The organism is Streptomyces sp. NRRL B-24085 (assembly GCF_001282115.1).
In the GTDB taxonomy this organism is placed as follows: domain Bacteria; phylum Actinomycetota; class Actinomycetes; order Streptomycetales; family Streptomycetaceae; genus Streptomyces.
Genome location: NZ_LJBR01000064.1, coordinates 81,109 through 106,243, shown reverse-complemented (window position 1 = coordinate 106,243; position 25,135 = coordinate 81,109). Strand labels below are relative to the sequence as shown.

Below are 25,135 nucleotides of genomic sequence, written 5' to 3'. Positions count from 1 at the left end.
GGCGACGGGGGACACCCCCGGCCGGGCCGGCCGTCGCGCACTCCCCCGTCGCCCCACCCGACACCGCACGGCGGAACTGATCCGCAAGCCCCCCCACAAGCTCTTCGTATGCACGTCCCGAAAAGATCGAAAGGCGGTGGGAGCTGTGCGGCTCTCACGAAGAGGCCTGCTCCGCGCGGGCCTGGGCGGTACAGCCGCCGCGGCACTCGGCGGCCTGGCCACCGGCTGTGCCGTACCGACCGGTTCCACCGGCCGGAACATGGTCCTCTGGTACTGGAGCGGCGGTCTGAGCGACACCGTCGTCAAGAACGCCAAGGCCCGCTACGGCGGTTCGGTGGACCTCCAGGCCATCCAGATCGGCGGTCAGTACCGCTCCAAGCTCATCACCACCATCACCGGCCGGGCCCACATCCCCGACATCGCGGGGCTCAAGGGCGAGGACATGGCCGCCTATCTGCCGAACGCGGACCAGTTCATCGACCTCAGGACGCTGGGCGCGGAGAAGTACAAGGACCGGTACCTGTCCTGGAAGTGGGACCAGGGCATCGCCGACGACGGCACGATGGTCGGCTTCCCGATCGACTGCGGCCCGGTCGCGCACTTCTACCAGTACGACGTGTTCCGCAAGGCGGGACTGCCGTACGAACCCGACGACGTGACCGCCGGACTCGACACCTGGGAGAAGTTCTTCGACGCGGGCGAGCAGTTGGGCAGACGCGTGTCGGGGGCGAAGCTGCTCACCGACGTCAACTCGGTCTTCGAGAACGTCGTGCAGCAGGGCGCGAAGCGGTACGTCGACAAGGACCGCCACTTCATCGGCGACCAGGAACACGTGCGCCGCGCCTGGGCGCTCGCCGTCGAGGCCAAGCGGCGGGGCATCGTCTCGGACCTGGTCAGCGGTACCCCGGACCAGCTCTCCGCCATCCAGGACGGCAAGCTGCCGAGCCAGCTCAACGCCTCCTGGGCCTCCTTCGACATCAAGAACGGCGTGCCGCGGACCAAGGGCAGGTGGCGGGTGGCACAGATGCCCGTGAGCCCCGCGAACAACGGCGGTTCGTTCCTGTCGATCACGAAGGAGTGCCGGGAGCCGGAGCGGGCCTTCGAGATCATCACCTGGATCCTCAACGCGTCCAACCAGGCGCAGGGTTACGTCGACGCGGGCCTCTTCCCCTCGACGCCCGCCTCCTACGGACTCCGGCAGATGCAGGAGCCCGACCCCTTCTTCGGCGGCCAGGTCACCACCGATGTCTTCGGGCCCGCCGCGCAGAAGATCGTGGTCGCCTACAACAGCCCGTTCGACGTCGCGCTCGGGCAGCCCCTCAAGGACGAGATCAAGAACGTCGGCGTCCTCGGCAAGGACCCGAAGAAGGCCTGGAGTGACGCCATGAGCAAGTGCCGTCGGATCGCGAAGCACCTGGGGGTGAGCTACTGATGGCCGTTCTGGAGCAGACCCCGCCCGTGGTGGCGCCGCCCTCGCCGGCCCGGCCCGCGAAGGGCTGGCGCAAGTACTGGCACCTGTACGCCGCGATCTCCCCCTTCTACCTGATCTTCCTCGCCTTCGGCCTCTTCCCCGTCGGCTTCTCGCTCTACCTGTCCTTCCACCGCTGGGACGGCCTCGGCTCGATGGAGTGGGCCGGGCTCTCGCAGTACCAGTACCTGCTGAGCGACAGCGACTTCTGGAACTCGATCGGCAACACGATCGTCATCTGGGCGCTGGCCACCTTCCCCATGATCTTCCTGGCGATGGTCACGGCCGTGATGCTGAACTCCGCGGTCCGCTTCAAGGGCCTGTACCGCGTCGCGTACTTCCTGCCGAACGTCACCTCGGTCGTCGCCATCGCCATCGTCTTCGGCTCGATCTTCTCCACCAACGCCGGCATGGTGAACGCCGTCCTGCACGCGGTGGGCATCGACCAGGTGGCCTGGCTCAACACGCCCTGGGGCATCAAGGTCACCATCGCGGCCCTGATGACCTGGCAGTGGACCGGCTACAACGCCATCATCTTCCTCGCCGGGCTCCAGACCGTCCCGGGCGAGCTGTACGAGGCCTCGCGCGTGGACGGCGCCGGCCCGGTCCAGACCTTCTTCCGGATCACTCTCCCGCTGCTGCGGCCGACCCTGCTGTTCGTCCTCGTGGTCTCGACCGTCACCGGCCTGCAGAGCTTCTCCGAACCGCAGGTGCTGCTCCAGACCTCCTCCAACGACTCGACGTTCGCGGGCGGTCCGGGCCACTCCGGCCAGACCATGGTCCTCTACTTCTTCCAGCAGACCTTCGACAACAACGACTTCGGGTACGGCGCCGCGGTGGCCTGGGGCATCTTCCTCGTCGTCGTCCTCTTCTCGATCATCAACTGGCGCCTCGTGCAGCGCCGGGGCGACTAGGAAGGGCCCGTCATGGCTTCCATCAAGGGGTCCCGCCGCAGAGGGATCGCGCTGCACCTCCCGCTGGTCCTCGGCACGATCGTCTCGGCCTTCCCGTTCTACTGGGCCGTGATCATGTCGACGCACAGCTCGTCGGAGATCTTCTCCTACCCGCCCAAGCTGCTGCCGGGCACGCACTTCCTGGAGAACGTCCGCAACCTGTTCGACGCCGTCGACTTCTTCGGGTCGATGTGGAACTCGCTGCTGGTCGCGGTGTCGGTGACCTTCCTGGTCCTGCTCTTCGACTCCCTCGCGGCCTTCGTCTTCGCCAAGTTCGACTTCCCCGGCAAGAACGTGCTGTTCGGGCTGCTGATGGTCATCTTCATGGTGCCCGCGCAGCTGTCGGTCATCCCACAGTTCGTGATCATGGCGAAGATCGGCTGGATCGGCTCGATGACCGCGCTGATCGTGCCGGCCGCGGCCAACGCCTTCGGCATCTTCTGGATGCGCCAGTACATGAGGACGGCCATCCACGACGAACTGCTCGACGCCTCCAAGCTGGACGGCGCGAACTTCCTGCGCCAGTACTGGCACGTGGCCCTCCCGGTGGTCCGGCCCGGCCTCGCCTTCCTCGGCATCTTCACCTTCATGGGCCAGTGGAACGACTTCGCCTGGCCCCTGATCGCCCTCACCAACCCGGACAACGTCACCCTCCAGGTGGCGCTGTCCCAGCTCAACGGCACCCACGGCACCACCGACTACGGCATCGTGATGACCGGCGCCCTGCTCGCCCTCGTCCCGCTGCTGATCGTGTTCGCGATCGGCGCCAAGCAGATCATCGGCGACCTCGCGAAGGGAGCCGTGCGCGGATGACGGACGATCCGCTGATCGCCCTGCGCCCCTGGGAGGCACCCGAGGTGACCTCCTGGGGACGGCTGCCCATGAACGCCGTCGACCGGCGCTCCGGAGCACTCCCCCTGGACGGCGACTGGCGTTTCCAGTTGCTGCCCGCTCCGGACGCGCCGGTCGGCGGCTCCTGGTCGACGGCCCACGTCCCCGGCGCCTGGACCATGCAGGACACCGGCGACCTGCCGCGGTACCTCAACGTCCGCATGCCCTTCCCGGAGTTCCCGCCGCACTCCCCCGCCGCGAACCCCACGGGCGTGTACGAGCGTGAGGTGGACGTCCCCGCCGACTGGGCCGGACGCCGGATCGTGCTCCAGGTCGGAGCCGCCGAGAGCGTGCTCCTCGTCCATGTGGACGGGCGGCCCGTCGGGATCTCCAAGGACTCCCACCTGGCGGCCGAGTTCGACCTGACGGGGCGGGTGCGCGCCGGCGAGCGGGCCGTCGTACGGCTGACCGTGGTCAAGTGGTCGGACGCCTCGCACATCGAGGACCAGGACCACTGGTGGCACGGCGGGATCACCCGCTCGGTGCTGCTGTACGCGACGGACCCGCTGCACCTGTCGGACGTGACCGTGCGGGCCTCCTGCGACGGCTCGTTGCGGGTGGACTGCCGGGTGCGGGAGGCGGGCGGGGCACTGCCCGGGGGCTGGTACGTCAGCGGGGAGCTGGACGGGCTCCAGCTGGCACAGGACGCGGAGTTCGACCGGATCAACCGGGAGGACGAGCGGGTCTCCGACTTCCTCGGCGAGGCACGGCTACGGACCGTCGTGGAGGACGTCCGCACCTGGAACGCCGAGACGCCCGAGCTGTACACGCTGACCGTCCGGCTGCACCGCGCCGACGGCACGGTCGCCGACACCGCACGGCACCGGATCGGCTTCCGGGACGTCGAGATCACCGGCCGGGACCTGCTCGTCAACGGCGAGCGGGTGTTCGTCCGGGGCGTGAACCGGCACGACTTCCACCCGCTGACCGGGCGGACGGTGTCGTACGACGACATGCGCGCGGACCTGGTCACGCTGAAGCGGTTCGGGTTCAACGCGATCCGCACCTCGCACTACCCGAACGACCCGGCGCTGTACGACCTCGCCGACGAGCTCGGTCTCTACGTCGTCGACGAGGCGGACATCGAGTCGCACGACCACGCCCACGAGATCGCCGACGACCCGCGCTACCTGAACGCCTTCGTGGACCGGGTCTCGCGGATGGTGCTGCGGGACAAGAACCACCCTTCCGTGATCATCTGGTCGCTGGGCAACGAGTCCGACTACGGGGCGAACCACGACGCGGCCGCGGGCTGGCTGCGCCGCCACGATCCGACGCGTCCGGTGCAGTACGAGGGGGCGGCGAAGCTCGACTGGGCGGCCGCCGGCGACGCCACCGACATCGCCTGCCCGATGTACGCCCCGCTGGACGAGTGTGTGGAGCACGCCCTGTCCGGGCGGCAGACCAAGCCGCTGATCTGGTGCGAGTACTCCCACGCCATGGGCAACAGCAACGGCACGCTCGCGGACCATTGGGCGGCCATCGAGTCCACGCCGGGTCTTCAGGGCGGGTTCATCTGGGAGTTGTGGGACCACGGCATCCTCCAGCGTGTGAACGACGGCAGACCGGTCGGACGTGGGGGCGTCGGACTCCATGACAACGGTGTCGCCTCGCCCGGGTACCGCTGGGCGTACGGCGGTGACTTCGGCGAGAGCGACCACGACGGCGCCTTCGTCGCCGACGGTGTGGTCCTTCCCGACCGCACACCCAAGCCGGTGATGTACGAGCACCGGGAGATCGCGGCGCCGGTGCGCATCGAGTGCTTCCGGCACGAGGGGATCGTGCTCGGGAACCACCAGCACTTCCGGGGCCTCGACTGGCTGGCCGCCGAGTGGGAGCTCTCCCTCGCCGACGGCCGCGTCCTGACCGCGCCCGCCGAGCTGCCCGACCTGCGGCCCGGCCAGACGGCGGCGGTGCCGCTGCCCTTCGAGCTGCCGGGGGACGGCGGCGAGGCGTGGCTGACGCTGCGGGTGACGACCGCGCGCAACGAGCCGTGGGCTTCGCGCGGGACGGTGGTGTGCCTGCCGCAGGTGCGGCTGCGGAAGGCGGAGCGCCAGGCACCCACGGCGGTGCGGAATCGTTCCGTCAAGGTCGACGACGACGGGCTCCTGGTCCATCCGCTGCTCACCGCCGCCCCCACGCTGTCCCTGTGGCGGGCGCCCACCGACAACGACGAGCTGGGCGGAACGGCCTCGCGCTGGCGCGGCTGGGGCCTGGACGCCCTGGTGCGCAAGGTCGCGCACATACGGCAGACCCCGGGACGCGTCACCGTCCGTGCCGAGTACGTGTCCGACGCGGGTGTGGTCCGTCATGTGCAGGTCCTCACCGCGGTGGAGGGCGGGGTGCACGTCGAGGAGTCGGCCGAACTGCCGGACGCCCTCGCCGATGTGGCGCGGGTCGGCTCCGTGTTCGAGACGGTCGCCGGGCTCGACCTGATGGAGTGGTTCGGGCAGGGCCCCTGGGAGTCGTACCCGGACCGCGCCTTCGGGGCGCCCGTCGGCCACCACTCGGTCCCCGTGGACGAGCTGTTCACGCCCTACCTGCGCCCCCAGGAGAGCGGCGGGCGGCACGGCGTACGGCACTTCAGCCTCCGCGCGCCCGACGGCACCGGCCTCTCGGTCGTCCTGGACGAACCGCGCCAGGTCGGCGTGACCCGGTTCCGGGCGGCGGACCTGACCGCCGTGGCCCACCACGACGAGCTCGTCCCGAGAGCGGGCTGTGTGGTGCACATCGACGCCGCCCACCGGGGCCTGGGCACCGCCTCGTGCGGCCCGGACACCTTCGCCTCCTACCTCGTCACGCCGGGCGTCCACCGCTGGAGCTGGACGCTGCGCACGCTCTGACCCCTCTCCGATCCCCCCGTCATGTCCTGGAGCACACGTGTGTACCTCGCATGAGCACGACCACGGCCAGGAGGCCGCTCAGGCCGGTGCCGGCCGGCGCGGTTTCCTGCGGGCCACGGCGCTGCTGGGTGCCGCGGCCACGGCGGGCGTCGCCCTGCCCGTCGCCGCGGCCGGTACCGCCTCCGCGGCCTCGCCCACGTGGCGCCCCGACACGGAGAGCCGGCGTTTCACGCTCGCCGTGATGCCCGACACGCAGTACCTCTTCGACGGGCCGAGCATCGACAAGGCACCGGTCGAGGCCTCGCTGCGGTATCTGCTGGAGCAGGGCGAGGAGGAGAACATCGTCTTCCTGTCCCACCTCGGCGACCTCACCCAGAACGGCGCCGCGGCCGAGTTCGCCGCGATCGGCGAGGCCTTCGCGCTGCTCGACCGGCGCGGGGTCGGCTACAGCGTCCTGGCGGGCAACCACGACGTGAAGTCGTCCAGCACCGACCAGCGTGGCCCGACGCCGTACCTGGACGTGTTCGGTCCGGACCGTCTCGAACGGCACAGGACCTTCGGCGGCGCCTCCGCCGACGGCTACAACACGTACCACCTCTTCAGGGCGGCGGGCCGCGAGTGGATGGTGCTCGCGCTGGACTGGCGGCTCTCGGACCAGGGGTACGCCTGGGCGAGGAACGTCCTGGCCGCTCACCCGAGGACTCCGGTCGTCCTGACCACGCACGAGCTGGTCGTCGAGGACGACACCCTGTCGGCCTACGGGCAGCAGCTGTGGGACCGGCTGGTCAAGGACCACGACCAGATCTTCCTCACCCTCAACGGGCACTACTGGCCGGCCGGCCGGGCGACCCGCACGAACACCGCGGGCAACGACGTCCACCTGCACCTGACGAACTACCAGAACCGGTACTTCGGCGGCGCCGCCATGATCCGGCTGTACCGCTTCGACCTCGACCGCGGGGTGATCGATGTGGAGACGGTCTCCCCGTGGATCCTCGGCCGGGCCGCCGAGGGGCTCAACGAGCTGGAGCGGCAGGAGATCGAACTCAGCGGCGACGCCGACCGGTTCTCGGTCGCCGTCGACTTCGAAAGGCGTTTCTCCGGCTTCGACCCGGTGCCGGAGCGGCCGGCCCGTCCGGTGTCCAGGATGCTGATCCGCGGGACGGCCGCGTACTGGCGCTTCGAGTCACCCGTCTCCGGCACGGTCCGCGACCTCTCCGGCCGCGGCAACGACCTCACCGTGGTGTCGGTGGGCGGCGGCACGCTGGGCTGGTCCCCGGACCATCATCCGGACCAGCCCGGTCACGGCAGCCTGGAGTTCCAGGGCTACAAGTCGCCGCTCAGGGGCGCCTACCTGCGCACGGTCGACGGCGCTCCCCTCAACTCGGCCACCTTCAGGGACGGTTACACGATCGAGGCGTTCTACCGGCTCCCCGCGGACTGGGACCCGGACCACAACGCCTGGTCGGGCCTGGTGAGCCGGACCGGTACCGGCGGTGCCGCCGGCAAGACGGCCGACGACCCCGACGAGCCGCTCGCCACGCTCTCGCTGTCCAACGACCGTGAGCCGCAGTGGGCGATGCGGCCGGTCGACCAGGAGGGCATCGCCACCAACTGGGGCCAGGAGACCCCGCTGGAGACCTGGTGGCACCTCGCCGTCGTCAACGACGGGAAGCACACCACGCTGTACGTCCAGGGCTGCCCGGTGGTCCGCAACCCGAAGGCGTCGGCCGTCGGGATCACCTCGGTCGGCGAGCCCTGGCTGCTGGGCGGCTACACCTACGCCGACAGGATCGACCAGATCTTCCACGGCCGACTCGGCGACGTGCGGATCGCCTCACGGGCGCTGCCCGTCTCGTCCTTCATGACTCACTGACCCGCTTGCGAGGATCACCATGACCGAGCAGCAACTGCCTTCCTGGGCCGACCCGTCCGTCTCCCCCGCCGACCTCGACGCGCAGGGTGTGTCACGACGTGGACTGCTGCGCCGTGCGGGCCTGTTCGGCGCGGCTTTCGCGCTGGGGTCGGCGACTCCGGCACTGGCCGCCCCCGGTCGTCCTCGCCTGGGCGGCGACGACCCACGCCTCGCCTACCTCGTCGGCGACCACCACGTGCACTCCGTCTACAGCCACGACGCGAAGTACACCTTCTCCCAGCAGGCGAGGGCCGCCGCGAAGTACGGCCTCGACTGGATGGTGTTCAACGAGCACTCCAACTTCGGACACGCCTACTACGGTGCCGAGTTGGAGCACGCGGAGATCGTCAGGGCCCGTGCGGAGAACCCGCGCCAGCTCATCTTCCAGGGTCTGGAGTGGTACATCCCGGCCGCCGAGCACGGCACGGTGTTCGCGGCTCCCGGCCCCCACGAGACCGACCTGCTCACGCAGTTCGAGCTCGCCTACGACGGCAAGCTGCTCGGCTACACCGAGGGCTCCGTGGGCGCCGCCGACACCGCGCGCAACGAGGCCCATGCCGTGAAGGCGATCAAGTGGCTGGCGGAGCAGCGCCGTTCGGGCTACGTCGACGACGTCCTCGTCATCGCCAACCATCCGCTGCGGCTCGGCATCGACTCGCCGCACGAGATGCGGGCCTGGCGAGACGCGGGGCGGGGTGGCGGGAGAGGAGCGGGGCCGGGCGGCGGGAGAGAAGGTGCCCCCGAGATCGTGATCGGCATGGAGGGCGCGCCGGGCGCCCAGGGCGCGGCGATCCCCGGCTGGCGCGGGGCGACCTCGATCCGCGGCGAGTACGAGAACAAGCCGTCGGCGCAGTCCTGGCCGGGCTATCCGGCGGAGGCGTACGTGACGTACGGCGGTTTCGACTGGGCGACGGCGACCGTCGGCGGGCTGTGGGACTCGATGCTGGCCGAAGGCAGCCTGCTCTCGATCACCACGAACTCCGACAACCACCGCACCGTCTTCGACACCTGGAAGAACGGTGACTGGCCGGCCGGGCAGAACTTCGACAACACCGGCAGGCTGCCCGACCCGGTTAACACCGACACCCCGCAGCCCGGCAGCGACTTCTGGCCCGGCCAGTTCAGCCGCACCCATGTCGGCGTCACCCGGTACGGCTACCGCCCGGTGATGGCGGGCCTGCGCGCGGGCCGCGTCTGGGTGGACCACGGGCACCTGCTCGACGGACTCGACGTCCGTGTGAAGCGGGACTGCGACGCAGGGCGCGGTGTCACGCTGGGCGGGCGGCTGCGGGTCCGCAAGGGTGAGCGGATCACGCTGTACGTGACGGTCACCAGCGCCTCCCGAGTGAACCCCCACGGATTCCTGCCCGAGTTGGCGCACGTGGACGTGATCCGGGGCGCGGTGCGCGGTCCGGTGGGCGACCGGGACGCCTGGCGGGCGCCGGACACCAGGGTCGTACGGACGACGGACGTGTCCGGCCGGAAGGGCACGTACACCCTGCGCGTTCCGCTGACCGTCGGGGACGAGTCCTTCTACGTCCGGCTGCGCGGCAGCGACGGCAAGCGGCACGGCACGGGCTACCTCGGCGCCTCCGTCGACCCGCACGGCCCGATCCCCCACGAGCCCGGCAACGGGGACCCGTGGGAGGACACGTGGTTCTACTCGAACCCGGTCTTCGTTGATATTGCGGGATCCTGACGGTCGGTCACCCCGTAGCTCACTTTGCGTAGGCGTCGGGACATCTCAAGGTGTGTGCGAAACGTGTCCGGTCCGCTACTCAGGGTTGGAGAAAGTCTCGCCCCGCCCCTCCGGCACGTCGGCGCTGCGGTTTCCGGGAAGGTGCCTGCTGACAATAGGAGGGGCGGGGGGACGGCCACCCCCTAATTCACACCTGCCGCCCTTCGTGCGAGAGGGCGGCCATACCAGGCAATGAGTTCGGGTATTCCTGCGGCCGCATGCCGATACATATCGCGTCACCTCCCCGCAACAGGCCAGAGGAGAGAAATTCAGAGGCGAGAAGTCCGGTACACGCTTCACCGAATATGCCACGTAGATTTATGCAAGGACCGGCACATACTGCATACACCGAACACACGAGCGGGGTCACTCTCCGACAAGATCCCGCCGTGGCGGCCAGTCCGGAATGGTCCTCAAGTGATCGCCATTCACCACTGATGCACCTAAACACAAGACGAACAGGGCAAGACGCGGAACATAGAGCCGTCAACACGACAAAGGGTTCATTTCTCCCTCGAATCGATCAAGGCGCGCGCCGCCGACCTCGCCGCCCAAGTCGACTGCGCAAAGCCCTCCCCGTGGGGACTCCAGGGCGGGGAGTTGGCACCCAGGTGACCTTTTCCAGGCAGGTGGTGTTTACTGGGTATCGGTCTGAGCCTCGACGGGTCCAGGCCCTTTCCGGGAGGCTCCGGGGGTGGTTCCCCGGAGCCTCCTCTTTTTCTCTCGCGGTTACCGGCGGGCCCTTCGCCACTCATCTGCGGTAAAAATTCGCAACGGACTGCATAAAATCCCAGGGGACCCCTGCAGATAAAGTCGCATCCTTCCACCCTGCTGAAGGCGCTGTGATGCACATCACACCACCAAGGAAGCGTGACGGGAACTCCCTCTGGCGAGGGAGAGATTTACTGCTCCGCCGCCCACGACGGGAAACTTTGCTCTCCGTCATCAGTGACTGGCGATTTCCTGGGGCAGAGGGGTAACTTGTCAAAACGTCTTCGCCTCGCAGCCCGCCTAACCACCGGGCCGACAACGCGAGAGAGAGGACCTGGACCCGTCGCCCGGGTGGGCCGCAGCCAGCGGTGCACCCGGATCCCACCCTCGCCCGAAGGACCTCAGACCGATGAACACCGCCATCGCCGATGGCTTCGGCATACCCCCCACTCCACCTCATGACACAGCGTCACCTCTGACGCTGTGTGACGACCGCGGTGCGGCTGCGCGGCGGCACGACCGCCGGCCCCTGACCGCGGCCCGCCTGACCGGGGCCCGGTAATGGTCCCGAAGGTCGACGCCTTCCGGACCGCCGACGTCCTCAAGGGACGTCAGGCCATGCGACCCGGCAGCTTCCTCGCCCATCTCCCCGAAGGCGCCTGGCCGTTGCTGGTCAGCTCCTGGGGCGCGGACAGCCGCGTCTACCAACGCGACGACGAACTGCCCATCGGGCGACACGACGAACACGTGCACATCGTGCTGGGCGGATGCGTCCGGCAGGAGCGCCATCCCTTCGGCCCCGGCAAGGACGCACCCAAGATCACCCGCTTCCGGGGCGTCGGTCAGCTGCTCGGCGAGACCAAACTCATCGAGCCGGACGCCACGGTCAGGACGACGTGCCTCACCACGACCTGGGTCATGCCGTGCCCGTTGCAGGGCATGAACCTTCTTCTGCGCCGACGCCCACACATCCAACTGGCCCTGCTGCGCAGCCTGGAGGACCGCAACCGCACCGACGAGATGATCTACGGCACCCTCACCCGCACCCCGTTGCAGCGGGTCAGTGCGCTCCTCGTCCATCTCGCCGCGGTCGCCGGGACCGCCGACCCTGCCGCGCCGGGCCAGGTCACCATCCAGGGCCCCAGCCAGAAGGACATGGCGGATGCCCTCGTGCTGGGTGTCTCGACCGTGGAGAACACGATCCGTCTCCTGCGTGCCCCCGGCACCGACAGCGGTCTGCCCCACGGCGGTGTACTGCGCAGCGGATACCGCCAGTTCGTCGTGACGGACCTGCCCGCCCTCCGCCGCACGGCCGGACTCTCGTAGACCGCGCCACCGCTCCCTGCCCCCGCGCCACCGTCTCCCGCGTCACCGCTTCCGTCCCCGCCTTCGAATGTGTCCGTGCTCCTCGTCAGGGGCGTGCGTACGCGTTCTCATGAACGGATGACACACCCATGATGTCCAGCACAACCGTCCTGGCCGCCGGAACAGACACCGGATCCGCCCTGGTGGGCGCCGTCTGCGGCGTGGCCGCGACCTTGATCGCCGTTCTCACCCTCCGTCACCACCGTCGGGCACTCGCCTGGGTCCAGCGCATGCGCAGGTCCGACGAGGACGGACACGACTTCGACGACGCCACGACCTACCTCAGGAGGCTCGTCGAGAAGCTGTGCGAACACGCCCACAAGCCGTGCCACTCGGCGAACTTCGAACCGCTGCACGGTCTGCGCCACCTGCTGGACGACACGGCACAGCGCACGGAGGCCATCCGACCCGAACTCCAGGTCGTCGTGGAGCGCCTCGACCGCTATCTGGCCACGGTGCTTCCGCCGGTACCGGGTACGGGCGAGATCCCGGCCGCCGAACTGACCGCGCGTCTGGAGGCCGCGATGCAGCAGGAATACGCCCGCATCGAGCTCAAGAACGCGGTCGGTGCCGCGCAGCAGCGGATCCGCACCCTGCGCAGGGCCACCTGATCAGACGTAGAACCGGGAAAGGCTCTGGAGCACGGCCGCCGGCTTCGCGCCGCCCTCGATCTCGATCGCCCCGTCGACGGTGATCTGGACACCGCCCGGCACCTCCTCGACCTCGGTCAGCTTGCCGACCAGGCGGATGCGGGAGCCGACCTTCACCGGGGAGGGGAAACGGACCTTGTTCAGGCCGTAGTTGACCTTCGTCGTCACGCCCTGGACGTCCAGGAGTTCGGTGAAGAGGGGGATGAACAGGGACAGGGTCAGGTAGCCGTGGGCGATGGGGGCGCCGAACGGGCCGTCCTTGGCGCGCTCGGGGTCCACGTGGATCCACTGGTGGTCGCCGGTCGCGTCGGCGAAGGTGTCGATGCGCTCCTGGGTGACCTCGATCCACTCACTGGTGCCGAGGTCGCTGCCGGCGAGCTTCTTCAGTTCGTCGACGCCGTTCACGGTGAGGCTCATGGGGTTCCTTAGCTGTTGCCGTAGCGCTTGCGCACCCGGGACTTGAGGAGCTTTCCGGAGGCGGTGCGCGGGAGTCCGTCCGCGATCACCACCGACTTGGGGATCTTGTACTTGGCGAGCCGGCCGGCCAGGGAGGCCAGGATCTCGTCGGGGTCGGGCGTGGCGCCCTCGCGCGGGACGACGACGGCCCGCGGCACCTCGCCCCACTTGTCGTCCGGGACGCCGATGACCGCGCACTCGGCGATGTCCGGATGGCCGAGGAGCAGGTCCTCGATCTCGGCGGGGTAGATGTTCTCGCCACCGGAGATGATCATGTCCTTGATGCGGTCCACGATGAAGACGTATCCGTCCTCGTCGACGCGGGCCGCGTCCCCGCTGCGGAACCAGCCGTCCGCGAAGGAGGCGGCGGTCTCCTCGGGCAGCCCCCAGTAGCCGGGCATGACGTGCGGGCCGCGGAGCACGACCTCGCCGGTCTCGTCGACGTCGACGGGCGCGAGGTCCGGCCGTACCACCCGGACGTCGCTGAAGAAGTGCGGCACGCCCGCCGAACCCGCCTTGCTGACGGCGTGCTCGGCGTCCAGGAACAGGGTCCCGGGAGAGGCCTCGGTCATGCCGTAGCCCTGGAGGAAGGTGAGGCCTCGCGCCTGGTAGGCGGCGATGAGGGGGGTCGAGACCGGGGAGCCGCCGCACGTCAGGATGCGCAGGGAGGACAGGTCGGCGTCCGGCCAGCGCGGGTGTCTCGCCACCTGCTCGAACATCGTCGGCACCCCGAACATGAAGGTGATCCGGTGCTGTTCGATCAGGTCGAAGGTGGCGTCGGGGTCGAAGGACTCGACCAGGACGCAGGTGCCGCCCTTGAGGAGCACCGGGAGGGTCAGCATGTTCAGGCCCGCGGTGTGGAACAACGGGGCGGAGACCAGGGCGCGTTCGTCGGCGATGAGGTCGGTGTCGACGAGGACGTTGATCGCGTTCCAGGTCAGGTTGCCGTGGGTGAGCATCGCGCCCTTGGGGCGGCCGGTCGTGCCCGAGGTGTACATGATGATGCAGGTGTCGTCGGGCGTGACCGGCTCGTCGACCGGCTCGGCCGGCGACTCGGCGAGCAACCGCTCGTACTCGGCGCCGACTTCGACGTACGTGCGGACGTCGGTGTCGCCCGGCAGTCCGGCGACGAGTCCCGCGTGCGAGGGGCCGTAGACCAGTGCCCTGGCCCCGGAGTCGGAGAGCTGGTAGGCGATCTCCGGCCCGGCGAGGCGGGTGTTGAGGGGGACGAAGACCGCGCCGAGGGTGCCGGCCGCGAACAGCGTCTCCAGGTAGGAGGGGTGGTTGGGGCCGAGGTAGGCGACCCGGTCGCCGCGCCGGATGCCCCGGGCGCGCAGGACGTGCGCGAGGCGGGTGACGCGGGCGTGCAGCCCGGCGTAGGTGACCGTCGTGCCGCCGTGGACCAGGGCGGTGCGGTGCGGGGTCTTGCGGGCCCGGCGTGCGGGCCACGAACCCAGTCCCTCGTTGCGCATCAGGGGCCCCTTACGGCTTGGTCAGCCCGAGCAGACGGGCGGCGTTCTCCTTGAGGATCCTCGGCTTCACGTCGTCCTTGACCGACAGCTTCTCGAAGTCGGCGAGCCAGCGGTCGGGGGTGAGGACGGGGAAGTCGGAGCCGAAGAGAACCTTGTCCTTGAGCAGCGTGTTCGCGTACTGCACGAGCTGCGGCGGGAAGTACTTCGGCGACCAGCCGGACAGGTCGATGTGCACGCCCGGCTTGTGCGTGGCGACGGCGAGGGCCTCGTCCTGCCAGGGGAACGACGGGTGCGCCAGGATGATCTTCAGGTGCGGGAAGTCGGCGGCCACGTCGTCCACGTGGAGGGGGTTGGAGTACTTCAACCTGATCCCACCGCCGCCGGGGACCCCGGCGCCGATGCCGGTCTGCCCGGTGTGGAAGAGGGCGATGGTGCCGGTCTCCTCGATGACCTCGTAGAGGTCGTAGGCCACCGAGCGGTCGTTGGGGAAGAAGCCCTGGATGCTGGGGTGGAACTTGAAGCCCTTCACCCCGTACTCCTCGACCAGGCGGCGGGCCTGCTTGACGCCCGCCCTGCCGCGGAAGGGGTCGATGGAGGCGAAGGGGATCAGCACGTCGGAGTTGGCGGCGGCCGCCTCGGCGACCTCCTCGTTGGGGACGGGCGCGGTGCCGGTCGCGGACTCGGCGTCCACCGTGAAGATCACGGCGGCCATCCTCCGCTCCCGGTAGTAGGCGGCGGTCTCCTCCAGGGTCGGCTTCCGCTTGCCCTCCACCTTGAAGTAGGCGGAGGAGGCGTCGTGCAGGTCGTCGTCCAGCGAGGAGTGGCCCTTGGAGGAGACCTCGGCGTGGGTGTGGACGTCGATGGCGACCAGCGACTCGATGTCCATCACGCCTCCGGAAGCTTCGGTGCCGGGATGCCGACGGTCTGGAGCTCGGCGCCGACCGAGCCGGTGAAGGCGTCGGCGAGGGTCTCGGGGGTCCAGCCGCCGTCGGCGTAAGCCGTCCTGATCTCCTGCGGATGGGACCAGAGTGCCACCTTGTCGCCACCGATGCCGATGGCCTGGCCGGTGATGCCTCGGGCGGCCTCGGAGGCGAGGAAGGGGACGAGGGCCGCGCAGTCCTCGGGGGTGCCGAAGCCCTCGCCCTTGCGGAGGAAGTCGGGGAGCGGCTCGCCGTTCCGCATGGCCTCGACGTAGGGGGCGAAGGCGGGGATGGTCTCGGTCATCGCGGTGGCCGCGACGGGCACGATCGCGTTGACGGTGATGTTCGCGCGGCCCAGTTCCATGGACCAGGTGCGGGCGAAGGCGGCGATGCCGGCCTTGGCGGCGGCGTAGTTCGTCTGCCCGAAGTTGCCGCGCTGGCCGGCCGGGGAGCCGACCAGGATCAGGGTGCCGCCCTCGCCCTGTTCGCGCATGCGGACGGCGGCGGCGCGGGCGCAGGTGAAGGTGCCCTTGAGGTGGGTGGCGATCACCGCGTCGAAGTCGTCGTCGGTCATCTTCCACAGCACCTTGTCGCGCAGGATGCCCGCGTTGGTGACCAGGACGTCGAGCCGCCCGAACTCCGCCACGGCCCGGTTCACGAGCCGCTCGGCGGCTTCGGTGGTGCCGACCGGGACGACCTCGGCGACGGCGGTGCCGCCCGCCTCCGCGATGGACTTCACGGCCGCCTCGGCCACGGCCTCGTCGACGTCGTTGACGACCACGGACGCGCCGTGGGCGGCCAGGGCGTGCGCGTAGGCGAGGCCGAGGCCCCGGCCGCTGCCGGTGACGACGGCGGCCTTGCCGGTGAGATCGATGCTGGGCACGAGGAGGTCCCTTCACGAACGGATGCGGGTGGCGCGGCTTCGGAAAGCGCGGTGTGACTCCGGGATCGAAGCTAAGAGCAATAATTGGTGACGTCAATAGTTGTTGGCGACCTTCGGGTGCGTCATGCTGGAATCTCCCTGACACCCCGAGCACGAGGAGCCCGCCATCACACGTCAGCACGTCACCCCGAAGGCCATCGACTCGGAGGAGCCGTGGATGCGCGGGCTGCACGCGGACACCGGCTATCTGCTGTACCGCCTGGGGCTGCGCTCGGGTCAGTTGTTCAACACGTTCCTCCAGGAGTCGGGACTGCGGCTGCGGCACTACGCGGTGCTGCGCTACCTCGCCGGCTCCGAGGGCGCCCTCCAGCGGGAGCTGAGCACCCGGCTCGGCTACGACCCCAGCGCGATCGTCGGCCTGGTCGACGACCTGGAGAAGCTGGGCATGACCGAGCGCCGCCCCTCCCCCGACGACCGCCGCAGCAAGACCGTCGTGCTCACGGACAAGGGCCGGGCGTTCCTGCGCGACACCGACGAGGCGGGCAGACGGGTCACCAACGACCTGCTCGCGCCACTCGACCCCGCCGAGCGCGACACCCTCCAGGCCCTCCTGCTGAGAGTCGCCGACCGGCCATGACCCTGCGCTCCGCCCCGGACCGCCTGCTGGCCGTGCTCGCCGCGTTCGACCACGACCACCCGGCGCTGTCCCTCACCGACATCAGCCGGCGGGCCGGACTCACCCTGACGACCACGCACCGGCTGGTGGGCGCGCTGGCCGACTGGGGCGCGCTGGAGCGGGACGACGCCGGGGTCTACCACGTGGGACTGCGCCTGTGGGAGGTCGCCGCGCTCGCGCCGCGCGGGGTCGCGCTCAGGCAGCTCGCGCTGCCGTACCTGGAGGACCTGTACGAAGCCACCCACGAGAACGTGCAGTTGGCGGTGCGGGACGGCGCGGACGTCGTCTACATCGAATGGATCGCGGGGCGTTCGTCGGTCGGCGTGCACATCCGGGTCGGGGCGCGCTGGCCGCTGCACGCCACCGGGGTCGGCCTGGTGCTGCTGGCGCACTGCGAGCCGCACGAGCAGGAGGAGTACTGCGCGGGCCCGCTCGCCGTCTTCACGCCGTACACCATCGCCGAACCGGTGCGGCTGCGCCGGGTCCTGGCCGAGGTGCGGCGCACCGGCGTCGCGGTGAGCAGCCGTCAGGTCACCGACGACGCCCTGTCGGTGGCCGCCCCCGTGCGGGGGCCCGACGGGGCGGTGGTCGCGGCCGTGTCGGTCGTCGTGCCGTACGCCGACGCCCAGGTGCCGGCGCTGGTCCCGGCGGTACGGCTCGCTGCGCTCGGGATCTCGCGGGCGCTGGGCTGGCAGCCGGCGGTGCCGCCCCTGACCGGCACCGGATATCCCTCGCACCGGTGAGGTCCGGGCCACCTCGGCGTCGTGATACTGGAACGGCCCCGGCCCCGAGGAGCCGCTCATGCCCGCCGCCCGGTCCTGGTACGCCCCCGTCGTGACCCGTCTGAGGACGACGAACCCCTACGTCGTCGACAGCGCCCTCGCCCTCCTGGTGCTGTTCGCCGCCTCCCTGCAGTGGCTGTTCCCCGACGAGGGCGACGACCGGCTGACCCTGGCGGGCTGGCTGCTGGGCGCCGCCACCGCCGTCCCCCTGGTCTGGCGCCGCCGCTTCCCCTGCTCCTGCGCCCTGGCCGTCTCGGCGGCCACCACGGCCATGGCCTACTACCACGCGCCACCGCCCGACGTGCTCTACGGCGGGCTGGTCGTCCTGTACACCATGGCCGCCCAGAGCCTTCCCTGGCAGCGCCGCTCGATGCTGGTGGGCTGGCTGCTCGGGGCGGTGCTGACCATGCAGCACAAGGAGCACTCCGAGCCCTTCGAGTACGCCTTCCACATCACCGGCATGATCTGCGCCTACGGCCTCGGCGTCCTGGCCCGTGTCCAGCGCGCGTACACCGCAGCCGTCGAGGACCGGGCCCGCCGGCTGGAACGGGAGCGGGCCGCCGAGACCGCGCGGGCCATCGCCCAGGAACGCTCCCGCATCGCCCGGGACATGCACGACATCCTCGCGCACGCGGTGAGCCTGATGGTCGTCCAGGCGGAGGCCGGGCCGGTCGTGGTGCGCAGTGATCCGGCCCGCGCCGAGGCCGCGTTCGACGCGATCGCGGCCAGCGGCCGGGACGCGATGGCCCAACTGCGGCGGATTCTTGGCGTGTTGAAGGAGGAGGAGCGCCTGGGCGGGGCCGTGCGGCTGCCGCAGCCGGATCTCGCCGGGCTGCCCGCCCTGATCGGCCAGGTCGCCGAATCCACCGGGCTCCGGATCGACCTGAGCGTTCGCGGCCGGCCTCGTCCGCTGCCCCCGGACACCGAGGTCGCCGCCTACCGCGCGGTGCAGGAGGCCCTGACCAACACGCTGAAGCACGCGTACGCTTCCTGCGCACAGGTGGAACTCGACTGGGCGGAGGACGGGTTGACCCTCACGGTGACCGACGACGGCAGGGGCCCCGCGCGCACGGCCGGCGGACACGGGCTGATCGGGCTCAGGGAGCGGGCGGCCGCCTGCGGGGGCAGCGCGCAGGCCGGTCCGGGCCCGGAGGGGGGCTTCCGGGTCGTCGTACGGCTGCCCGCGACCGCCGAACGGGAAGCGGCCCTCGGGTGAGCATCCGGGTGGTCGTCGCCGACGACCAGGAACTGGTCCGCAGCGGCTTCACCATGATCCTGGAGGCGCAGCAGGACATCGAGGTGGTCGCCGAGGCCGGGGACGGCGCCGAGGCGGTGGAGGCGGTGCGCAGCCACGCGCCCGACGTCCTGCTCCTCGACATCCGGATGCCCGTCATGGACGGCCTGGAGGCGGCCCGGCGGGTGTGCGCCCGGTCGAGCTGCAAGGTGGTCATGCTGACCACGTTCGACCTCGACGAGTACGTGTACGACGCCCTGTACGCGGGCGCCAGCGGCTTCCTCCTCAAGGACGTGCGCCGGGACGACCTCGTGCACGCGGTCCGCGTGGTGGCGGGCGGCGACTCGCTGCTCGCCCCGACCGTCACCCGCCGCCTGGTCGCGGACATCGTGCGCCGCCGCCGCGAGGAGGCCGCCGCCGGACCCGCCCCCGACCGCCTGGACGTCCTGACGGCCCGCGAGGTGGAGACCCTGCGGATGCTGGCCCGGGGCCTGTCCAACGCGGAGATCGCCACGACCCTGTTCGTCAGCGAGCACACGGTCAAGACCCATGTCAGCAACGTGCTGGGCAAACTGGGACTGCGGGACCGGGTGCAGGCGGTGATCTGCGCCTACGAGACGGGGCTGGTGACGCCGGGTGCGCCCTAGTCCCCCAGTTCGGTGAACAGGGTCAGTTGCAGCGAACCGGGCGCCTCCAGGCGGGAGTTGAGCGAGTTCCAGGGCGTGCGGGTCGGTTCGGCGACCACCTCCGCCCCGGCCTGCGCCAGCCTCGCCGTCATGACCGTCGAGTCGTCCACCTGGAACGCCACGCGGATGTGCCCGGCGGCCCGCCGCCCCACCTCGACCTCGTCGATGAACGCGGCGTGGTTCGGATCGGTGAGCTCCAGCGTCGCGCGTCCGGCCTCCAGGATGGTGACCCGTCCGTCGGGCGAGGAGAACGCGGCCCGTTCGGGCAGCCCGAGGACGTCCCGGTAGAAGCGCAGCGCCTCGTCGTAGTCGTCCGCCGTGACGACGAGCCGGAGTTCACGGACAGCGGGCGGTACCTCGGACATGCGGCCTCCTCTTGGGTGTCTGCTGGGTCAACTGCCCGACCGGTACCGGAGATTCCTCCCCCGCGGGAGTGAGGGACCGCCCCGTCTCACCCGTGCGGCGGAGGGGCCGAAACCGCCCGCCCCGGCGATCCGGCGGGCGCGCCCGCGGCAGCAGTCTGAGGTGCCACCGACCACCGACCGCTCCGACCCGCCGGGAGGCCCCCGTGCTCTCCACCCTCGCCCGGGCTGCGACCCGCCGCCCGCTGACCGTCATCGGCCTCTGGGCCGCCTTCCTGCTGCTGGGCTTCGGCCTCGGGACGGGCGTCTTCGCCGACCTCTCCGACGACGTGCCCGACGTGCCGGGCACCGAGTCCGACCGGGCCGACGACCGGCTCTCCGCCGTGGACCCGTCCGGCGAGTCCGTCACCGCGGTCGTCGCGGGCGAGGCCGTCGCCGACGCGGCGCTGCGCGCCCAGGTCGAACGGACCGTCGCCGAGGTCCGCGAGATCGCCGGGGTGGCCCAGGTGCCGGACCCGTACCGCACGCCCGGTCTCACCGCCCGCGACGGACAGGCACTCGTCATCCCCGTGACCTTCGAGGGCGGCCTGAGCGACGAGGCCGAGGAGGAGGCGACGGACACCGTCGTCGAGACCGTCAAGCGGATCGACGCGCCCGACGTCCACGTCAGCGGCGGCGAACTGCTCGGCCGGCAACTCGGCGAGCGGGCCCAGGAGGACGTGCGGAACGCCGAGTTGATCTCCCTGCCGGTCGTACTGGCCCTGCTGCTCGTCGTGTTCGGCGGACTGCGTGCCGCCGCCCTGCCGCTGGTGATCGCGGTGAGCGGGATCGCGGGCGCCTTCCTGGGACTGTTCGCCTTCAGCCAGGTCACCGACATCTCGGTGTACGCGATCCAGGTCACCACCATGCTCGGGCTCGGACTCGCCGTCGACTACGCCCTGTTGCTGCTGGTCCGCTTCCGGGAGGAGCGACGGCACACCGAGGACCTGGTCGAGGCCGTGCACCGCACGGTCGACGCGGCCGGCCGGACCGTCCTGTTCTCCGGCCTCACCGTGGCCGTCAGCCTGACCGGGCTGCTGGTGTTCCCGAGCGTGTTCCTGCGCAGCATGGGTCTGGCCATCGCCGCCGTCGTCGTGGTCGACATGCTGGCCGCGGTCACCCTGCTGCCCGCGCTGCTCACGAGGTTCGGGGGGCGCATCCGGCCCTCGAAGGCGCGTTCCGAGGACGAGGAGGGCCGGGTCTTCGCCCGTCTCGCCCGGTTCGCGCAGCGCCGCCGGATCGCCGTCCTGGTCACCGTCGTCCCGGTCCTGCTGCTGCTCGCCCTGCCGCTGACCGGCCTGCGCATCGCCATCGGCGACGCCCGGCAACTGCCCGCGAGCACCGAGGCACGGCAGCTGTACGACACCGTGGACGCGCACTTCCCGAAGGGCACCGGCGTCTCCCCCGTGGTCGTCCTCCTCGGACCCGGCACCGACAGCGCGACCGCCGACCGCGTCCGCGCCCTGGTCCCGCACGCCGAGTCCCGTGACCTGCCGGGCGGCAGCACCGTCGTGGAGCTGCCGCCGCCCGGCACGGTGGACGGCAAGGCGGTCACCGCCCTGGTCGAGCGGGTACGGGACCTGCGCGGCGACCAGCCCGTCGAGGTGACCGGGGTCGCGGCCCGGCTGGTCGACTTCCGCGCGATGCTCGCCGACCGGGCGCCCTGGGCGGCGCTGACCGTCCTGGCCGCCGTCTTCGTGCTGCTGTTCGCCTTCACCGGTTCGGTGCTGATCCCGCTGCGCACCATCGCGACCACCCTGCTCAGCCTGGGCGCGGCGCTCGGTGTGGTGGTGTGGGTCTTCCAGGACGGCCACGGGGCCGGGCTGCTCGGCGGCGAGGGGCTGGGCGCACTGAGCCTGACCGCCCCGCCGCTGATCGTGTCGATCGCCTTCGGGCTCGCCATGGACTACGAGCTGTTCATCCTGGCCCGGATGCGGGAGGCCCGGCAGCGCGGCGGCGACGACGAGGGGGCCGTCGTGACCGGGCTGCGCCGCTCGGGGCGGGTCGTCACCTGTGCCGCGCTGCTCCTCGCGGTCGTGTTCGGCGCCTTCATGACCGGCGGGTTCTCCCCCATCCTGCAGATCGGTCTCGGGCTGACCCTCGCGGTGCTGATCGACGCGACGGTCGTACGGATGCTGCTGGTCCCGGCGACCATGGCGTTGCTCGGCCGGCGCGCCTGGTGGGCCCCGAAGCCGCTGCGCAGGGTGCACGACCGGTTCGGGCTGCGGGAGTCGACCTCACACGAGCGGTCCCTGACGGCGACGGACGACGGTTCCCGGGAACCCCGGAGGGCGGCGCCCGGGAGCCGGCGACCATGACACTGGTTGGCCGTTCCTGGTGGGCGCGTGCGGCCGGGAGCCGACGACCGCGGCCCCGGCCGGCCGCCATGTTCCGCGAACACCAGTGCGGGGAGCGGTACGGAGAGGGTGGCACCGCTCGTCCGTTGGCCGCGGGCCGGTGGGGGTTTGTCGCGCGGTTCCCCGCGCCCCTTGAGCAGGTGCGGTTGCAGCTCTTTCAGGGGCGCGGGGAACTGCGCGACAAGCCACGGCGCACCCGCAGCCGCCCGACGACCCAACCCGGCGCCCTGTAACGTCGATGGGCCCGCCCCGACCCACTGAGCGAGCCCATCGACGTTCAGCCAGGTACTGCTCAGCCGGCGAGGATCTCCCGCGCCGGCTTCGCCGTCTCGCGCAGGGCGCACGGCCGGTCCGGGCTGCGGGATGCGGCAGCGGTCCCTGTCGACGAACGCCTGACAGCGACGGACGGTCGTGCCCCGACGCGCCACCGTGCCCGCGTGTCCGACGGCGGTCGGGGCACCCCTCGAAGTCATCCACTCGTGCCGGCCGACGGGCGGGGCCGACCCTGGAAGCCGCCCCGGCGTATCCGCAGGAGGCCCGGCCGCCCCTCGGGGCCTCTTATCGGAATCTCAGCCCACGGCCCGGTGATTCAAAGGATCACCCAAGGTGCGAGGCGCACGATGCACCCGCAAAGGCGGACATCTCAGGAAGGCCTCCCGTGGGCGACTCGCACATATCGAACCGGTCCGAGCAGTCGGAGAAGTGGTCCCGCCGCGGGATCCTCGCCGCGCTCGGCGCCGTACCGGCCGCGACCCTGCTGACGGGGTGCGGCAGCGGTGGGGCGGGCGCCTCACCGGGGTCGGCGGCGACCGCGTCCGTGCGGGCGGCCACCCGGAAGCCGGTCGTCACGGTCACCCCGGCCGACGGCACCACGAAGGCCGACTTCACCGCCCCCGTCGAGGTCGTCGTCACCGACGGAACCCTCGCCTCGGTGAAGGTGACCGGCAACGACGGCTCCGCACTGGACGGGTCCTACAACGACGACAGGACGACCTGGACCTCGTCGCGGAACCCCTACTCGGGCACCGAGTACACGGTCGCGGTCACGGCGCAGGACGGCACCGACGTGACGGCGGCCTTCACCACGAGGTCGCCCGGCGAGACGTTCGTGGGCTACTTCACCCCCGAGGCGGGCTCCACCTCCGGCGTCGGCATGCCCGTGTCGATCGACTTCACCCGTGCCGTGTCCGACAAGGCCGCCGTCCAGAAGGCGATCACCGTGACCGCGGAGCCCGCGGTGGAGATCGTCGGCCACTGGTTCAGCGACACCCGGCTCGACTTCCGGCCCGAGACCTACTGGGCGGCCGGCACGAGGATCACGCTCGGGCTGCGGCTCAAGGACGTCCAGGGCGCGGACGGCGTCTACGGCGTGCAGTCGAAGGACGTCACCTTCCACATCGGCCGCGAGCAGATCAGCACGGTCGACCTGGCCACCAAGGAGATGGTCGTCCAGCGGGGCGGCGAGACGATCGCCACCTACCCGGTCAGCGGCGGCGACGCCGAGCACACCACCTGGTCCGGGATCATGGTGATCAGCGAGCGGTTCGAGCAGACCCGCATGGAGTCCTCGACGGTCGGGCTCGGCGACGAGTACGACATCTCCGACGTCCCGCACGCCCAGCGCCTGACCACCTCCGGCACCTTTGTGCACGGCAACTACTGGGCGTCCACCGCGGTGTTCGGCCACCAGAACACCAGCCACGGCTGCATCGGCCTGCACGACGCCAAGGGCGCGAACGACAGCTCCGTGGACGGCTACAAGTTCTACGACAGCTCCATGCTCGGCGACGTCGTGATCGTGAGGAACTCCGGGGAGAGGACCGTGGAAGCGTCGAACGGCCTCAACGGCTGGAACCTGTCGTGGTCGGACTGGAAGGCCGGCAGCGCGCTCTGACCGTCACAGGAGTCTGGCGAGGGCGGCCTCGGAGGGGCTTCCCGGCGCCGCCTGGTAGACGATGATCACCTGCTGCTCGGCGCCCCCGACGGTGAGCGCCTGCCGCCGCAGGGCCAGCTCGCCGACGACCGGGTGCGCGAAGCGTTTGAGCTCGTCACGGGCGGGCCGCGCGTCGTGCCGGGCCCACAGGCGCCGGAAGTCCTCGTCCGCCTCCAGTTCGGCGACGAGCCGCCCGACCCGGGGATCGCGCGGATCGGCCTCGGCGCGCAGGGCGGCGGCGGTCTGCGCGGCGATCCCGGGCCAGTCGGGGAACAGGCGGCGGGCCGCCGGGTCGAGGAACACGTCCCTGACCAGGTTGTGTCCCGGCTCGTACAGGGGGGCGAGCGCGCGGGCCCACTTGTTGGCGGCGAGCACGTCGAAGAGCCGGTCGCGCACATAGGCCGGGGTACCCGCCCACGCGTCGAGCAACTGGTGCACGTCCGGGGCGACTTCGGTCCGAGCGGGGCGTACGGGGCCGGGCTCGGGCGCGGCGAGCGCGAACAGGTGCGCGCAGGAGTCGTCGTCCAGTTCCAGCGCCCGGGCGATAGCCCGCAGCACCTGCGGCGACGGATGCCGGTCAACGCCCTGTTCCAGGCGGGTCAGATAGGGCTCGCTGATGCCGGCCAGCCGGGCCAGCTCGTCACGGCGCAGCCCGGCGACCCGGCGCCTGCCGTGGTCGGGCAGCCCCGCCCGCGAGGGCGGGACCCGGCCCCGCCGGGCCTTCAGGAACTCTCCGAGCGTGTTGTCGGCCGCCATCTCGGAAGGGTAACCCTCCGGGGGTGCTGGCTGCCGTCCGGCAGG

At 70.9% G+C, this 25,135-nt stretch carries 20 protein-coding genes; 14 read left to right on the top strand and 6 right to left on the bottom strand.

What is annotated here, in order from left to right; translation table 11 throughout:
• The first annotated feature begins 145 nt into the window (after positions 1-145).
• The 8 genes from AOJ26_RS09825 (at position 146) to AOJ26_RS09790 (ending at position 12,495) form a co-directional block, all read left to right on the top strand.
• On the top strand, positions 146-1,432 hold the full coding sequence (locus AOJ26_RS09825; protein WP_053847829.1) for an ABC transporter substrate-binding protein: 1,287 nt from the start codon (positions 146-148) through the stop codon (positions 1,430-1,432).
• A complete protein-coding gene (locus AOJ26_RS09820; RefSeq protein ID WP_053847828.1) occupies positions 1,432-2,382 on the top strand; it encodes a carbohydrate ABC transporter permease in 951 nt (316 codons plus the stop codon). Before AOJ26_RS09825 ends, AOJ26_RS09820 begins: the two co-directional genes overlap by 1 nt.
• A gap of 12 nt (positions 2,383-2,394) precedes the next feature.
• The gene (locus AOJ26_RS09815) at positions 2,395-3,234 is read left to right on the top strand and encodes a carbohydrate ABC transporter permease (protein ID WP_053847827.1); all 840 of its coding nucleotides are present in this window, start codon (positions 2,395-2,397) and stop codon (positions 3,232-3,234) included.
• Positions 3,231-6,155 (top strand): glycoside hydrolase family 2 TIM barrel-domain containing protein, encoded by a 2,925-nt coding sequence (locus AOJ26_RS09810; RefSeq protein WP_053847826.1) that lies wholly within the window; start codon positions 3,231-3,233, stop codon positions 6,153-6,155. Before AOJ26_RS09815 ends, AOJ26_RS09810 begins: the two co-directional genes overlap by 4 nt.
• Positions 6,156-6,192: 37 nt before the next feature.
• Positions 6,193-8,031, top strand: coding sequence for a LamG-like jellyroll fold domain-containing protein (locus AOJ26_RS09805; RefSeq protein WP_053847825.1), 1,839 nt, complete (start codon positions 6,193-6,195; stop codon positions 8,029-8,031).
• Between the two features lie 19 nt (positions 8,032-8,050).
• A complete protein-coding gene (locus AOJ26_RS09800; protein WP_053847824.1) occupies positions 8,051-9,769 on the top strand; it encodes a PHP domain-containing protein in 1,719 nt (572 codons plus the stop codon).
• A gap of 1,311 nt (positions 9,770-11,080) precedes the next feature.
• Positions 11,081-11,845, top strand: coding sequence for a Crp/Fnr family transcriptional regulator (locus AOJ26_RS09795; protein WP_053847823.1), 765 nt, complete (start codon positions 11,081-11,083; stop codon positions 11,843-11,845).
• Positions 11,846-11,973: 128 nt separating this feature from the next.
• Positions 11,974-12,495: a hypothetical protein gene (locus AOJ26_RS09790; RefSeq protein WP_053847822.1), complete on the top strand. Its 522-nt coding sequence runs from the start codon at positions 11,974-11,976 to the stop codon at positions 12,493-12,495.
• On the opposite strand, the gene AOJ26_RS09785 is transcribed toward AOJ26_RS09790, so the two are convergent.
• From AOJ26_RS09785 to AOJ26_RS09770, 4 genes are read right to left on the bottom strand one after another with little or no spacing between them, the layout of a single operon-like run.
• Positions 12,496-12,951 carry a MaoC family dehydratase gene (locus tag AOJ26_RS09785; RefSeq protein WP_053847821.1) on the bottom strand — a complete coding sequence of 152 codons (456 nt, stop codon included), beginning with the start codon at positions 12,949-12,951 and terminating at the stop codon, positions 12,496-12,498.
• Positions 12,952-12,959: 8 nt separating this feature from the next.
• A complete protein-coding gene (locus tag AOJ26_RS09780; protein WP_053847820.1) occupies positions 12,960-14,462 on the bottom strand; it encodes an acyl-CoA synthetase in 1,503 nt (500 codons plus the stop codon).
• A 10-nt stretch (positions 14,463-14,472) separates the two neighbouring features.
• A complete protein-coding gene (locus AOJ26_RS09775) occupies positions 14,473-15,348 on the bottom strand; it encodes an amidohydrolase family protein (RefSeq protein ID WP_053847819.1) in 876 nt (291 codons plus the stop codon).
• The gene (locus tag AOJ26_RS09770) at positions 15,348-16,265 is read right to left on the bottom strand and encodes an SDR family NAD(P)-dependent oxidoreductase (RefSeq protein WP_053847818.1); all 918 of its coding nucleotides are present in this window, start codon (positions 16,263-16,265) and stop codon (positions 15,348-15,350) included. Before AOJ26_RS09770 ends, AOJ26_RS09775 begins: the two co-directional genes overlap by 1 nt.
• A gap of 217 nt (positions 16,266-16,482) precedes the next feature.
• Here AOJ26_RS09770 and AOJ26_RS09765 point away from each other — a divergent pair, with 217 nt between their 5' ends.
• Genes AOJ26_RS09765 through AOJ26_RS09750 form a run of 4 tightly spaced genes read left to right on the top strand, consistent with a single transcriptional unit; the run spans position 16,483 to position 19,604 of the window.
• Positions 16,483-16,902, top strand: coding sequence for a MarR family winged helix-turn-helix transcriptional regulator (locus tag AOJ26_RS09765; RefSeq protein WP_053847817.1), 420 nt, complete (start codon positions 16,483-16,485; stop codon positions 16,900-16,902).
• A complete protein-coding gene (locus AOJ26_RS09760; protein WP_053847816.1) occupies positions 16,899-17,684 on the top strand; it encodes an IclR family transcriptional regulator in 786 nt (261 codons plus the stop codon). Before AOJ26_RS09765 ends, AOJ26_RS09760 begins: the two co-directional genes overlap by 4 nt.
• Positions 17,685-17,742: 58 nt before the next feature.
• Positions 17,743-18,939, top strand: a complete 1,197-nt coding sequence (locus AOJ26_RS09755; protein ID WP_053847815.1) for a sensor histidine kinase — start codon at positions 17,743-17,745, stop codon at positions 18,937-18,939.
• Positions 18,936-19,604 carry a response regulator gene (locus AOJ26_RS09750; RefSeq protein ID WP_053847814.1) on the top strand — a complete coding sequence of 223 codons (669 nt, stop codon included), beginning with the start codon at positions 18,936-18,938 and terminating at the stop codon, positions 19,602-19,604. Before AOJ26_RS09755 ends, AOJ26_RS09750 begins: the two co-directional genes overlap by 4 nt.
• On the opposite strand, the gene AOJ26_RS09745 is transcribed toward AOJ26_RS09750, so the two are convergent.
• Positions 19,601-20,008 (bottom strand): VOC family protein, encoded by a 408-nt coding sequence (locus tag AOJ26_RS09745; protein ID WP_053847813.1) that lies wholly within the window; start codon positions 20,006-20,008, stop codon positions 19,601-19,603. The genes AOJ26_RS09750 and AOJ26_RS09745 overlap by 4 nt on opposite strands.
• 203 nt (positions 20,009-20,211) lie before the next feature.
• On the opposite strand from AOJ26_RS09745, the gene AOJ26_RS09740 reads away from it, so the two are divergent.
• Complete coding sequence (locus AOJ26_RS09740) at positions 20,212-22,362, top strand: MMPL family transporter (protein WP_053847812.1); 2,151 nt, start codon at positions 20,212-20,214, stop codon at positions 22,360-22,362.
• A gap of 697 nt (positions 22,363-23,059) precedes the next feature.
• On the top strand, positions 23,060-24,295 hold the full coding sequence (locus tag AOJ26_RS09730) for a L,D-transpeptidase (protein WP_053847810.1): 1,236 nt from the start codon (positions 23,060-23,062) through the stop codon (positions 24,293-24,295).
• A 3-nt stretch (positions 24,296-24,298) separates the two neighbouring features.
• On the opposite strand, the gene AOJ26_RS09725 is transcribed toward AOJ26_RS09730, so the two are convergent.
• Positions 24,299-25,090 (bottom strand): helix-turn-helix domain-containing protein, encoded by a 792-nt coding sequence (locus AOJ26_RS09725; RefSeq protein ID WP_053847809.1) that lies wholly within the window; start codon positions 25,088-25,090, stop codon positions 24,299-24,301.
• Between the last annotated feature and the right edge of the window lie 45 nt (positions 25,091-25,135).